Source organism: Shewanella mesophila (assembly GCF_019457515.1).
Classification (GTDB): Bacteria; Pseudomonadota; Gammaproteobacteria; order Enterobacterales; family Shewanellaceae; genus Shewanella; species Shewanella mesophila.
This window is the reverse complement of sequence record NZ_CP080421.1, coordinates 3,561,885-3,575,807: the sequence shown is the minus strand read 5'-3', so window position 1 is coordinate 3,575,807 and position 13,923 is coordinate 3,561,885. Positions and strand designations below refer to the sequence as shown.

Here is a 13,923-nt window from a genome sequence, read left to right as displayed (position 1 = left end):
TTCTAATTTTTGTTAGGGCTGGCTCAATTGATACAGCACCGCGCTTGTTGGCTTAATTATTTCATTGGTCAATTAAGCTTTGATGCGTACTAAACGCTAATTCACTAAAAGCAAATATGATCTAGATCATCTTGTATTGATTATGTAGGAGGAGATGGAATGTGTGTGAGCTTAGTCTGTTGCGCTAGCGTTAAAGTGTGATCTGGCTCACTGGTCTGCGCAGTTTGTTATAACTAAATGGAATCAAAAACAATGTGTATAGTTCGGGAAGGTGTTTTTTAGAGAGTTTTTACTCTAAAATGGTCTCGTTTATGGAAATATCTGATCTCATAATTTCAGTTTAGAACTCATTAATGAAAGCGTTGGTTTTTAGGGGGAGTGATCTAAATCACTCTGTTAATTGTCGGTAGTAGGTGATATATGTTGGTAAAAAGGTATTACCAATAATATTCAGTAAGTTAGTCATTATCTGTAAAATTTCACAAAAGACCCGTGTAAAAATTATGTATGTGATCTCGATCTAGCTCACTTTATCCATTTTTCTCAAATAGGTAATTTTATTTCTGATTTTCGGAGAATGAAGCTGATTTTGTCTGCACCAATTTGGGGCGAGTAAACGCCATTTTGTGAGATAAAAATAAAGTCGTGATGCAATAATGGGGCTAGATTTGGTTGAATTGTAGCCATTACTGGTAAGGGAATAGACGAGGAGCTCAGGTTCTTGCTCCTCGTTTTATTGATCAAATTACAAGCTAAGGGATGTGATAGTTACCCATCAATTAGTCGTGACTTGATCACCCTTGGCTCATTTTAGTGGCTAGCGCTGGAATGTCAGGTTATCAATCAAGCGTGTTGTCCCCATATAGGCAGCCGCCAAGATCACTAGGGCACTATCTTGCTCGATGACTTCATGGAGATTATTGGCGTTACGTACCGCCAGATAATCGGGTTTAAAACCCGCCTGCATCAATTTAGCTTCTGAAGCTTGCACTACATTAGGGATAGCTTCACCGCGGCGAATCGCGTCAGCCATTTCATCCATGGTTTGTTTAAGTGTGGCTGCCTGCAGCTTTTGTGCTGCACTTAAGTAACCATTGCGTGAACTCATGGCTAAACCTGTTTGCTCACGTATGGTATCTACACCAATTACCTCTATCGGTAGTGATAGATCCTCTACCATGGTTTTAATCACCATTAGCTGCTGAAAATCTTTGTTACCAAACAGGGCGATATCGGGTTGAACAATATTAAATAGCTTACAGACTATGGTTGCCACGCCACGAAAATGACCTGGACGGCTAGCACCACAGAGTTCATCTGAGATCTTCGGGACTTCGACGAAAGTCTGCTTATCCATACCTTTGGGGTAAATGATCTCTGGTGTTGGGGTGAATAGCAGTTCTACACCAGCGTCTACTAACGCCGCCTTGTCTGCATCTAAGGTGCGAGGATAGGCATCGAGATCTTCATTTGCACCAAACTGCATAGGGTTAACGAAGATAGAGACCACGACATGGTCTGCGTGCTTAGCGGCTTCCTTTACCAAGGTAATATGGCCTAGGTGCAGATTCCCCATGGTTGGTACAAATGCTACTGTCTCACCTTGGCGTTTCCAAAGGCGCACTTGTTCTCGGAGTTGAGCGATATCTTGAGTGGTAAACATCTTTACTACTTACCTTAGTTAAACGTATGTTCGCTGCTAGGAAAGGTGCCGTTTGCCACCTCTTCAATATAAGCGCGAATGGCGCTACGAATTTCGCCCGTTTGGGCTAAATAGTTCTTTGAAAAGCGAGGAATATAGCCACTAGAAATGCCCAGTACATCATGCATGACCAAGATCTGACCATCGGTATCGGCACCAGCGCCAATACCAATAACGGGGATGGTTAGCGCTTCTGCGATGGTCTTAGCGAGCGCCGCCGGGATGCACTCTACCACTAATAACTGCGCGCCAGCAGCCTCGAGGGCTTTGGCTTCATCTAAGATCCGCTGTGCATTATCAGCGTCACGTCCTTGGACTTTAAAACCACCAAACACATGAACAGACTGTGGAGTCAGGCCTAAATGAGCACAGACGGGAATGCCGCGTTCGGTGAGTTTAGTTACGGTTTCAAGTAGCCAATGGCCACCTTCGATCTTAACCATATTAGCGCCAGCTTGCATCAAGACCGTGGCATTGGTCATCGCCTGCTCAGGCGTGGCGTAGCTCATGAAGGGCATATCGGCTATCAGTAAGGCACGTTTGATACCACGGCGCACACAGCGTGTGTGATAGGCGATATCTTCAATGGTGACAGGTAAGGTGTCATCATGGCCTTGAAGTACCATCCCTAATGAGTCACCAACAAGCAGGACATCGATTCCTTCACTGTCGAATGCACCAGCAAAACTGGCATCATAGGCGGTGATTGAAGTGAACTTTTTTCCTTCCTGCTTAAATTTGAGCAGGGTAGAGCTAGTTATCTTAGACATAATGAAGGTCTTAAATCTGATTTAAAAAGGATTCTGTATTCACAGTAGAGTGCTTTATAAGCTAACTCTGGCTTAAGTTCAATGATCTGCGCCGAGTTGTTGCACTTCGGCTCGGAGATTGTCATCGATTAATGCGCTAATTGGCGTACCGCAAGGCAATATCAGTTGTGGTGCTAAGTCGCTTAGGGGCACCAATACGAAACTACGTTGTTTCATTCCATAGTGAGGCACAGTTAATCGCGGTAATGAGAGTTGCTCATCGCCATACAGCAGCAGATCGAGATCTAGGGTTCTAGCCCCCCAGCGAACATTGCGCACTCGTCCCTGTTGTAGCTCGATAGTTTGCAAGGCGTCGAGCAGTTCAATCGGGGCTAATTGGGTGGTAAGGCAAGCAACGGCATTGATATAGTCGGGCTGCTCAACATCCCCCATAGGCGCGCTACGATAGTAGGGAGACACTTGCACTTCGGCATCTTCTGCGAGCGCACTTAGTGCGATAACCGCTTCATCGAGCTGTTGTCTTGGGGACTCAAGATTGGCCCCCAATGCGATATAAACCTGGGTCATTATTCTTCTGGTTTAGTGGTTTTTTTCGGTGAGCGGCGGCGACGATTGTTATTACGGTTGCGATTGCCTTTGGCTGTGCTTCGTGCGATCACACTGCGCTGCTCTTCGCTGCCCTCGACGAAACTCTTCCACCATGCCGCCGACTTGGTTAAATTGCCACCCTCAGCTTCGGCGCGAAGTAACAGAAGATCGTAGGCAGCACGGAATTTGGGATGCTCAATGAACTTAAATGCGCGAGTGCCTTGATTACGGTCGAAACGTAACTGTAACTGCCAAATATCTTTTGCTGGTGTACTGAACCTACGGGGAATACTGATTGAGCGACATTGCTGCTCCATCACATCACCCATAGCGGCATAGAATGCATCATAGGTACTTAGGCCGCTTTCTACTGCTATATCATCGGCGCGTTGACTCAGTGGATACCATAACATAGCCGCATAGAAGAATGCTGGGGTGACCGTTTTATCGGCCAGTACCCGTTGATCTGTGTTACGCATGATGGCGTTGTTCATCTTAGTGGCAGGCCCATGAGGATCTTCTACTAAGACATTTTCAACTAATGGGAATAACGGCTCAAATAAGCCATATTCACGCATCATAGTGTAGTTATTCTGCGCTTGACCGTTAAAGAAGAGTTTCAACACCTCTTCATACATGCGAGCGGCTGGAATATCTTTAAGCAGTGGCGCGAGTTCATAGATAGGGTCGGCAGCACCTTTATCTATGTCCATCCCTAGCTTAGTGGCAAAACGCACGGCTCTGAGCATACGAACCGGATCTTCACGGTAGCGCTTTTGCGGATCACCAATCAGGCGAAGGGTGCGAGATTCTAAATCTTGTAATCCGCCACCATAACTGTGTATCGAAAAGTCACTGATATCGTAATAGAGAGCATTAACGGTAAAGTCGCGGCGCTCAGCATCTTCATCTATGGTGCCGTACACGTTGTCACGCAGTAGTCGACCTTCTGCATTGACCTTGGAGATCTTCTCTTCATTGTCGACATGGTGGCCACGTAGGGTCGCAACTTCGATAACATCACGGCCAAAGACAATATGGGCCAGACGGAATCGACGACCGACTAGGCGACAGTTTCGAAATAATCTTTTGATCTCTTCAGGCGTCGCATTGGTGACAACGTCGAAATCTTTAGGTTCGAGGCCCAGTAAAATGTCACGCACCCCACCACCGACAAGATAGGCTTTAAAGCCTGCTTTATGCAGTCGGTAGAGTACCTTTATAGCGTTTTCGCTAATCTGCTTACGAGAAATTGCATGATTTTTTCTTGCAACGATCTCCAAGCTTAGTCCCGCTTGTGTGGTTTCTGTTGTGTTTTGATTGTCGTCAAAAAGCTGCTTACAGAATTGACTAATACGGCGAAAAATAGGACACCTCGAACATGGATCTTAACTAAGGGTTAAAATAAGGCCGCTATCATAACTCAAATATGGGTTAAAGAGTATACCCATAGGAGGGGCTCAAGTGCGGCTTTCGTGATGGGGTTAGTGTTTAGGCTGTGCCACAGTTACAGTATAATCTGTTGCTGCTTAGGAATCGCGTCTAAATTAAACTGCGTAACCGCTTGAGCGAGCATGATCTCTGGAGTGTCGATATCGACACTGGGTTGACCTAAGAAGCGAAGCGCTGCCTGAATGCTTTGCTGTGGCGCACGGTTATCGATCGCTGGAGCATGGTTTTGTTTGGACAGTTTACGTCCCGGTTCGGCGCAGGCTAGTGGCAGATGAAGCCAATTTGGTGTGTGATATTCAAAGAGGTTAAACAGGGTCGTTTGGCGGGCGCTGGATGTGAGCAGATCGCAGCCGCGCACCACTTCGGTGATCCCTTGATCTCCGTCATCCATGACGACCGCTAATTGATAAGCATAAAGACCATCACGGCGTTTGATAATAAAGTCTTCGCTGGCAAAATCCTCCTCAACCCTAATCTTCCCCATTAGCTGATCGGTAAATTGAGCTATTGGTTGTGTGTTACGGATACGTATTGCGCCAGCATTTAAGGCGGGTGTTAGCCGACCACATCGGCCATCGTAACTGTGTCCCATTGCTTGGATCTGCTTGCGGGTACATTGACAATAGTACGCCTTATCTTGGCTAAGCAGTTGCTGTAGCTGAGCCTCGTAATCGGCCAAACGCGAGCTCTGAAATAGCACGCTATCGTCCCAATGCAGGCCATAAGCCTCTAAGGTTGATAAGATCCCTTGGCTTGCACCAGCAACCTCTCGGGGTGGGTCGATATCTTCGATGCGTACTAACCACTTACCCTGCAGCGCGCGGGCACGTAAATAACTGCCTAGGGCAGCAATCAATGATCCAAAATGGAGAGGACCCGAAGGCGAGGGAGCGAAACGACCAATGTAGGCTTTAGAGTGCACGTTGCAGCCTTTGCAAAAAGCGGATACTAAAAAGCGGGGATAAACCCCGCTTCCATTAAAAAGTCAGACTAGCCAGCCATCTGCTTTTCTTTAATCTCTGCAAGGGTCTTACAGTCGATACACTGATCGGCTGTTGGACGCGCTTCGAGACGACGGATACCGATCTCGATACCACAAGAGTCACAGAAACCAAAATCATCATCTTCGATTTTCTGTAGTGTCTTTTCGATCTTCTTGATCAGTTTGCGCTCTCTGTCGCGTGCACGAAGTTCTAAACTGAACTCCTCTTCTTGAGCTGCACGATCCACAGGATCAGGGAAGTTAGCAGCTTCATCTTGCATATGACTAAGAGTACGGTCGACCTCTTCACGAAGCTGACCACGCCATGCATCGAGAATTTTCTTGAAGTGATTCAGTTGAGCGTCATTCATGTACTCCTCACCGGGTTTTTCCTGGTAAGGATCTACTCCTGCGATAGCGAGTACGCCAAGTTTTTTAGTGCCTTCAGGCATAACGCATCTCCTGTTAATCATTTGCGTTGTAGGGCGGCTTTCATTAAAGGCCGATATCTATATCAGAATCTTATATACCACGCAAATTTTTTATGCTGCGGTTTATCTATCTTTTGACTATGTCCTCTATTTAGCATTTATTCAACTTTTACCGCTCATTTACAGTTTGACAGGGCAGGATTTAGTCAAGTAGGCACCTTGGAGTGACATTTCGGTGCTATAGGCGAGTACTTCAACGCCTGCTTGATGGGCTTTTTGTAATAGTTCGCTGTAGTGGGGATCGATATGTTGCGCTGCCGTAACAGAGGCAATCCCTGTATGCTGAACTACAAATAACAGTACCGCCCTATGACCTAGTGCTACCATCTCCATCAGTTCTCTGAGGTGTTTTTGTCCGCGGGTGGTGACGGCGTCGGGAAAGTAACCCTGACCCTCTTCTAACAGGGTGCAACTTTTAACTTCTATATAGCAGAGCCCTAATTGGGGATCGTCTAACAATAGATCGATACGACTATTTTCGCTGCCATATTTGACTTCTCTGCGTAGATTGGCGTAGCCGGCGAGTTCGGTGATGACATTATCGGCGATCGCTTCGGCGGCGAGATCATTGGCTCGGCCGGTGTTGATACCTATGATATCGCCAGTATCGGTTTGCGCTTGCTCCCAAGTGTGAGGGTATTTTCGCTTGGGATTGTCAGATGTAGAGAACCAGACTTTTTCTCCGGGGAATAAGCAGTTGCGCATCGAGCCCGTATTTGGGCAATGAATGGTGATCTGTGAACCATCCTTTAGTTGGACATCCGCTAAAAATCGTTTGTAACGTTTAATTAAGATACCTTGTTCGAAGGTTGGACTAAAAAGCATACTCTGCACGGCTATACATGGGCGATAACCGCAGGTTATCAGAAAGCCCTGATTGACACTAATTGATAGGTGATGATCTTATTTCAGTTGGGTTATACTTGGTCGCAAAAACTCAGCTCGAGAGATCAACTGAGCCTAATAATAGCGGTACAAAACAAGGAATCAATATGAGCGACGCGATGAAGATTTTTCTGACTAACGACGCACCAGCTGCCCATTGGGGCAAGGCTGACGTAACATTTACCCAAGATCAAGCCAATATCCATCTACAGACAGGCGATCAGTTGCGTCAGGTACAGCAAGCTGCACGTAAGATCCGTGGTCAAGGCCTTTTAGAGGTTGTGTTGAGTGGCGCTGATTGGGATCTTAACAGTCAGTGGGCGTTTGCGCTTGGATTTGCTACTGCTAAGGCTGAGGGGAAGATTCATTGGAGTGGGGATGAGGCTTTGCAAGCGGCATTAAATGCTCGCCTTGAGAGTGCAAATTTTGCCAGACAGCTAATCAATGAAACCCCAGAAAACTTATCCCCAGTGACCTTGGCGACTCAAGCCGCTAAATGGTTAGCCAAGTTAGGTGGCGACAAAGTGACTTATCGGATCATCGAAGGTGAGGCGTTACTCGAGCATAAGTGGATCGGTATTCATGCCGTGGGCCGTGGTAGTGAGCGTCCGCCCGCACTGTTAGAGCTGGATTTTAATCCGTTAGATGCTGATGCTCCTGTATCTGCCGCTCTAGTAGGTAAAGGGATCACCTTTGATTCGGGTGGATACAGCATCAAAGCTTCTGAAGGTATGCTGGGGATGAAGTGCGACATGGGCGGTGCGGCAACGGTGACCGCTGCACTGGGATTAGCGATTAAATCAGGTCTTAACAAGCGTGTTAAGTTGTTCCTTTGCTGCGCCGAGAATTTGATCAGTGGTCATGCATACAAGTTAGGCGACATCTTGACTTATAAAAATGGTGTTTCAGTCGAAGTGGTTAACACAGATGCAGAAGGGCGTTTGGTGCTGGCCGATGGCTTGCAAGCGGCGTCGGAGACTGGTGCTCCGCTGATTATCGACGCAGCAACCTTAACGGGTGCAGCGGTGATGGCAGTGGGCACTAACTACAATGCTATTTTCTCACCAAACAGTGAATTACTTATGCGCACGCAAAGTAAGGCTTCTGAAGTCGCTGAGCGAGTGTGGCCATTACCATTAGATCCTTGGCATAAAGAGATGTGTCCATCACCTTACGCGGATACGGCTAATAGCCGCCCAGTGAAAGGTGGTGGAGCGGGTGGTGCTTCAAATGCTGCCGGTTTCTTATGGCGATTTGTATCACCAGAGGCACAATGGCTGCATGTCGATTTAGCCGCAGCCTTCGCCGATACGGCTAACGGTTTATGGGCGGCAGGTGCGACGACCCATGGCATGCTAACCATTGCGGGTCTATTAGAAGATTAAGTTGTGTTGATGAGACTAGATGCGCCTAATTGGGCGCATTTTTTTTGGAACAATGAGTAGATGCCGTGAGTTGCCATGAATGAATAATAGGGTAACTGATGCCACTTTCGCTGCTTACTGAGTGATAAAGATGTAACTCATGAGCCGTTATTGTTAGCGGCGCTATTTGCTGTGGGGAGTACTCCCTAGCTTTACGAAACAAGGTGATATGAGGTGTAAACAGGCGTTCGCTTTGATGCAAATTTAATTCATGACTTAACTGCCGACACGTTTGATGCAGTTTGATAAGGGCGGGATCCTTTGCTATCCCCGCCAGACAGATCACCTTAGGTTTCTGCCACCACTCGATGGCTTCTAAATCGACACTAAAGGGTTTAAGTTTGTTTTGAGCATTAAGTTGATTCAATGTCTTTATCAGCTGAGTTTGTTGCTGCTCATCAACTTGACCAAGAAAATAGAGAGTGACATGAAAATTATCTTTGGGGATAGCTCGTCCATCGGTACTGATAAGAGATTGAGTGTGGGCTAAGATATTGGCTTGCTCTGATGATGGGCTAATACCTAGAAATAGTCGTTTAATCATTTGCTATGCTCCATAACCATCGAACATCTTGCTGTATACCTAAGTTCACTACTCGAATAGTACTTGAGTATGGTATCTATTTATTGCTAAGTTGAGTGAAAGCGTAATGTTTCAACTGAACGATTAGTTTGTTGAGAGTGACTTGCGTGAGTATAGGTTTTTCATATTTTGAGTCAGTGGTGTAGTGGTTGATCTCAATAGTGACTTCTAAGACGCTAATCTTATGATCTTGTCTATAATTAATTGAGATACCACATGGATCATCATAAGGAAGCGAGGTTACATGTCAAATAGTCAGCAAAACCATTCGACACTGTTGCAACAGGTGGCTGCCTATCTTTGTGATTATGATTTAGATGACGAAATTGATCTTCTGCTGCAAGGTCTCGCCCAGAGAACGAACTGCAATGGTTTATTCTTACTACGTGTCACAGCGGGGCGTCGCCGCGTCAATATTGAAGCCATGTATCGAAGTGATGATTCTGTCTTTAGCCAGCGTGATGCCGAATTATTATTAAGACGGGTTTCTAATAACAACAACCTTCAAAGCTATGCCTCATTAAAACATCCCACAATTATTGAAGATATTTCAACGGCTATCGATGATTTAGATAGTCAGCAGCAACTTGCTCAGGCTGGTGTTCGCAGCGTGCTATTACTCCCTGCCTGTGGAGATAGGTACTATATCTTTGGTGCTTATCGTTATGAATGTGATGGCATTTGGGACAAGGATTTAGTCGAAGCATTGACATTGGCAGGTAATGTTTTGGGGTATTCTCAAGAGGTGTATCGTCTTGAGCAAGTGGCTAAAAGTAATGAGTTAGTGTGCATTGAACACTTGTACCGCATGCCTATGTCTTGTGTACATATCGGTGCAGATGATCGAGTGGTACGATTTAATGCCCAGGCGACACAAGAGCTGGGTGTTGAAACCCTGCAAGATATTTATAGTTTGATTCATCCTATAGATCTCCCCTTGTTTCGTGACACTATGGCATTAGTGCGTGAACAAGTGTTAGAGCAAGCCAGCTGCGATCTAATGATGCGCCATGATAGTAAAGATAAGGCTAAGGTGACTTTTCTTTCTCTATCAGATGCAGATGATTCGCTGATGATGTTTGTTGAGGCGGCGACAGAAGAGCGTCAAGATAAACCAAAGGATATTTTATTTAATTTCGATGTATTAACAGGGCTAGCCAATCGAGCCTATTTTGAGTCGTTATATTCTCATATTGAACCTTGTGTTGGTATACGTCGAACATTCGTGGGATTTATCAACCTCGATGGCTTTCAGGTCATTAACAATGTGAGTGGCCATCAAGCGGGAGATCAATTGCTGCGCGAGGTGGCCGAGAGATTAAATCAATTAGTGCGCAGAAATGATGTGGTGGCAAGGCTCAGCGGTGATGAATTTGGTATTTTAATGCCCACCGTCGATCAAGCTATCGCCGAGCAAGTCGCGCATCGGATCTGTAATGCTCTCAACAAACATGAGTTTATTTGGGGCGGAAGAAAGCATAGCGTTAGCGTCAGTATGGGGTTAGCCGAATGTGATTGCCATGCTGATTCGATTTCAGATCTCTTGCGACGAGCCAGCGCAGCGTGCCGCGTCGTTAAAGAAGGTGGGGGCAATGGTTGGTATTTATATGCCAGTGACGATCCCGAAGTTGAGCGTCTAAATGCCGACATGAATACCTCTGTTGATGTTATAGGTGCGCTGGCCAATGACCGGTTTGAACTCTATTTTCAACCCATTGAGACGCTACTGGAAGATGGCGGTGGACTCCACCTAGAGATCTTACTGCGGATGCAGTTGGAGAATGGAGAATACCTGCTCCCTGGGATTTTCTTGCCCGCGGCAGAGCGTTTTAATTTAGTCTCTAAGATCGATCGTTGGGTGATTGAGCAGATGCTACGCTGGGGGAGCGAGAATATTGCGATATGGCAACAGCTTTCGTTAGTCTCTATCAATTTGTCGGCGCTCTCCATTGGTGATCGAGATTTTGTTAATTGGCTTGAAATGAGGTTGTTAGCTGAGCCTGAGTTAGTGAATAAAATCTGCTTTGAGATCACCGAAACTGCCGCCGTTAGCCAATTAGATTTAGCCACTGAGTTGATCAATATGGTGAAGCCTATGGGATGCAAGTTAGCGCTGGATGATTTTGGCTCAGGTTTTTCAAGCTTCGCTTACCTAAAACTGCTCGATATTGACTATGTTAAAATCGATGGCCAATTTATACAAAACTTATGTAGTGATAAGGCTGATCAGGCTATTGTGTCTGCTATATGTCAGCTTGGGCGAGATATGGATTTTAAGATAGTGGCTGAATATGTTGAATCCATTGAGATAGGCCAGCATTTGGCCCAACTTGGGGTTGAATATGGCCAAGGTTTTGGCATTGCTCGGCCTATGCCCTTAAACAGTTTGTTATCGGGTCAAAGCTTAGAGTGGTATAAGCTACTCTCAGGGAAAGCCTAGCCTAGTGAGCCCAGTCCTTATTTCGTAGATCTAAGTCAGCATTTTGTTTTGCCTTCATACCTTGTACACTTGTGGCAGTTTTTAGCGTATTGAAAGCCTCTTTTGAACCAACTACCCATTCATGATCTGCTTTCCGCCTTAAGAGAGGCGTTAGCTCAATCGCACCAGCTGATTTTGCAGGCGCCAACAGGCGCGGGGAAGTCTACCGCTTTACCACTAGCCATGCTCGATTGGTCTGAGATCGAGGGCAAGATCCTGATGCTAGAACCCCGTCGTATGGCAGCGCGTAATGTGGCGCAGTTTATTGCTAAGCAGCGCGGAGAAACCATAGGACAAACCGTCGGATTTAGGGTGCGTGGCGAGTCTAAGGTGACAACTGCGACGCGCCTAGAAGTCGTCACCGAAGGGGTGTTAACCCGAATGATCCAGCAAGACCCTGAGTTGACGGGATATGCTGTGATTATCTTTGATGAGATCCATGAGCGTCATCTAACGACCGATCTCGGGCTTGCCTTAGCGTTAGAGGTGCAAGCCTCCTTTCGTGAAGACCTCTCGATTTTGGCGATGTCGGCAACCCTATCGGGCTTGCCTTTACAAGCGCTCATGCCCAACGCGATAAATCTGCAAAGTGAAGGCCGTAGTTTTCCCGTTAGCATCGAGTATCGTGCTCCTCGTTCATCCCTAGACTGGCTCGACCATATGGCGCAGGTGATTGTTGAGGCCCTCAATAACCAAGCTGAAGGCTCCATGCTGGCTTTTCTGCCCGGCCAAGGAGAGATTAATCGTCTGATGCAGCGCTTATCTACGCGCCTCGATCCTAAACAATATTTGCTCGCGCCCTTATATGGCAGTTTGTCGGCCAAGCTACAAGATTGTGCCATCGCCCCTGCGCCAGAGGGCATGCGTAAAGTCGTGCTCTCTACCAACGTTGCCGAGTCCAGTTTGACCATCGAGGGGATAACCTTGGTGGTGGATTGTGGCTATAAACGTCAAGCGAGTTTTAATCCTAAGACGGCGGTCAGTCGGTTGTCTCTTAAGCGTATTAGTCAGTCATCAGCGGATCAGCGGGCAGGGCGAGCGGGACGTCTATCTCCTGGACACTGTATTCGCCTGTGGGGACAAGAGGAGCAAGGGCGCCTATTACAAGCCGATGAGCCAGAGATCCTTCATAGTGACTTAACGTCTATGGTGCTGGATGTGGCTTATTGGGGCGAGAGTTCCCTTGAGCAATTACCCCTGCTCAGTCCGCCTGCGAGTGCGAATGAGGCGGTGGCTTGGGCTTTGTTAGCGCAGCTTAAGATTGTTGATGATAAGCGCCGAATAACGCCTCATGGTAAGCAGGCTTATCAGCTAGGCTGTCATCCGAGGTTAGCGCATATGCTATTAACGGCGAAACAATGGCAGCAAACCGAGCCTGAAAGCCAGATTCTGGGCCTTGCTTGTCTGTTGGCTGGGATCATAGAATCCCGCAGTCGCGCGCGTCGCGGCGCCGATATTACTGACTATTTAGCCGATGCTCGGCATGGTGAAACGGCGCAGTTGGCTCAAGGTTATCTGACTCGTATACAGAGTAGAGCGAGTTTAGATAAGGCGATAAGTTTGGTTCATCCAGATGATATTGCGGTACTGCTTGCTTTGGCCTTTCCCGATAGGATTGCGAAGGCGCGCGGTAGCAGCGGTTACCAACTCTCTGGTGGTGCGGGCGTGTCGCTAGCCGAAGATGATCGACTCAGTGGTGAGCCATGGTTAGTGGTGGTTGAGTTTCAAGAGACTCAAGGAAAAAGCAGCGGCAGAATATATCTGGCTGCGGCGGTTAACCCCGAGCGTTTTAAGGACAGATTAAGTCACTGTGTGTCGCAAGAGGTTGTTTGTGGCTGGGATGATGATAAGGCAGGTTTCTATGCCGAGCAGCAGCGTCGTATTGGTGCGATTGTATTAGCGCAATGCCCCATAGCGCAGCTAAACGAGCAGTTAATCAAGCAGGCGATTTATGATTTAATTCGTACTAAAGGCATAGCCGTATTGAGTTTTGATGATAAGGTTGCCCAGCTTAGACAAAGAGTTAGTCTAGCTCAAGATCATCAATTATCAGGGGATTGGCCAGCCATGGATGATGCTAGCTTGTTACTCAGTTTAGAGACCTGGCTAGGCCCTTACTTGGACAATGTTAGGCGTTTAACTCAACTTAAAGCGCTTGATTTTTATAGCCTGTTACACAACCTTTTACCTTGGTCGCAGCAACAAGTGTTGGCGGAGCAGTTACCCACCCATTGGCCGATGAAAACGGGGACTCGAGCCCAGATCCGTTATGAAGAATCGGGGCGTGCTCTGTTGAGTGTTCGCCTGCAAGAGGCGTTAGGCATGGCGCAAAGTCCAACCTTGGCACAAGGTAAGCTGGTGGTTACTATGGAGTTATTGTCTCCAGCACAGCGTCCGTTAGCCTTGACCGCGGATTTAGCCAACTTCTGGGTTGGTCCCTATGTCGAGGTGAAGAAAGAGATGAAAGGGCGCTACCCCAAACATTTATGGCCTGATGATCCTGCAAACACATTGCCGACCAAATATACCAAGAAAAAGACGTTAAATAACGGCCAATAAAGCGTCGT

The 13,923-nt window shown here is 46.9% G+C and carries 11 protein-coding genes; 3 read left to right on the top strand and 8 right to left on the bottom strand.

Annotated elements, in window-relative coordinates; translation table 11 throughout:
* Positions 1 to 817 precede the first annotated feature (817 nt).
* From panC to sfsA, 7 genes are all read right to left on the bottom strand, one after another.
* Entirely contained in the window at positions 818 to 1,663 is an 846-nt protein-coding gene (gene panC / locus K0I73_RS15845) for a pantoate--beta-alanine ligase (RefSeq protein ID WP_220062014.1), read from the bottom strand.
* Between the two features lie 14 nt (positions 1,664 to 1,677).
* Positions 1,678 to 2,472 (bottom strand): 3-methyl-2-oxobutanoate hydroxymethyltransferase, encoded by a 795-nt coding sequence (gene panB, locus K0I73_RS15840; RefSeq protein WP_220062013.1) that lies wholly within the window; start codon positions 2,470 to 2,472, stop codon positions 1,678 to 1,680.
* Between the two features lie 78 nt (positions 2,473 to 2,550).
* On the bottom strand, positions 2,551 to 3,039 hold the full coding sequence (gene folK / locus K0I73_RS15835) for a 2-amino-4-hydroxy-6-hydroxymethyldihydropteridine diphosphokinase (protein ID WP_220062012.1): 489 nt from the start codon (positions 3,037 to 3,039) through the stop codon (positions 2,551 to 2,553).
* The gene (gene pcnB, locus K0I73_RS15830; RefSeq protein ID WP_220064422.1) at positions 3,039 to 4,427 is read right to left on the bottom strand and encodes a polynucleotide adenylyltransferase PcnB; all 1,389 of its coding nucleotides are present in this window, start codon (positions 4,425 to 4,427) and stop codon (positions 3,039 to 3,041) included. Before pcnB ends, folK begins: the two co-directional genes overlap by 1 nt.
* 140 nt (positions 4,428 to 4,567) lie before the next feature.
* Positions 4,568 to 5,434 carry a tRNA glutamyl-Q(34) synthetase GluQRS gene (gene gluQRS / locus K0I73_RS15825; RefSeq protein WP_220062011.1) on the bottom strand — a complete coding sequence of 289 codons (867 nt, stop codon included), beginning with the start codon at positions 5,432 to 5,434 and terminating at the stop codon, positions 4,568 to 4,570.
* Between the two features lie 68 nt (positions 5,435 to 5,502).
* Positions 5,503 to 5,946, bottom strand: coding sequence for an RNA polymerase-binding protein DksA (dksA, locus tag K0I73_RS15820; protein WP_220062010.1), 444 nt, complete (start codon positions 5,944 to 5,946; stop codon positions 5,503 to 5,505).
* Between the two features lie 159 nt (positions 5,947 to 6,105).
* Positions 6,106 to 6,810 (bottom strand): DNA/RNA nuclease SfsA, encoded by a 705-nt coding sequence (gene sfsA / locus K0I73_RS15815; protein ID WP_220062009.1) that lies wholly within the window; start codon positions 6,808 to 6,810, stop codon positions 6,106 to 6,108.
* 167 nt (positions 6,811 to 6,977) lie between these two features.
* Here sfsA and pepB point away from each other — a divergent pair, with 167 nt between their 5' ends.
* A complete protein-coding gene (gene pepB, locus K0I73_RS15810) occupies positions 6,978 to 8,255 on the top strand; it encodes an aminopeptidase PepB (protein ID WP_220062008.1) in 1,278 nt (425 codons plus the stop codon).
* Between the two features lie 25 nt (positions 8,256 to 8,280).
* Here pepB and thpR read toward each other — a convergent pair whose 3' ends face one another.
* On the bottom strand, positions 8,281 to 8,838 hold the full coding sequence (thpR, locus tag K0I73_RS15805) for an RNA 2',3'-cyclic phosphodiesterase (RefSeq protein ID WP_220062007.1): 558 nt from the start codon (positions 8,836 to 8,838) through the stop codon (positions 8,281 to 8,283).
* Between the two features lie 283 nt (positions 8,839 to 9,121).
* Here thpR and K0I73_RS15800 point away from each other — a divergent pair, with 283 nt between their 5' ends.
* Both K0I73_RS15800 and hrpB read left to right on the top strand, forming a co-directional pair.
* On the top strand, positions 9,122 to 11,317 hold the full coding sequence (locus K0I73_RS15800) for a putative bifunctional diguanylate cyclase/phosphodiesterase (RefSeq protein WP_220062006.1): 2,196 nt from the start codon (positions 9,122 to 9,124) through the stop codon (positions 11,315 to 11,317).
* Between the two features lie 102 nt (positions 11,318 to 11,419).
* Positions 11,420 to 13,915 (top strand): ATP-dependent helicase HrpB, encoded by a 2,496-nt coding sequence (gene hrpB / locus K0I73_RS15795; RefSeq protein WP_220062005.1) that lies wholly within the window; start codon positions 11,420 to 11,422, stop codon positions 13,913 to 13,915.
* The last annotated feature ends 8 nt before the right edge of the window (positions 13,916 to 13,923 follow it).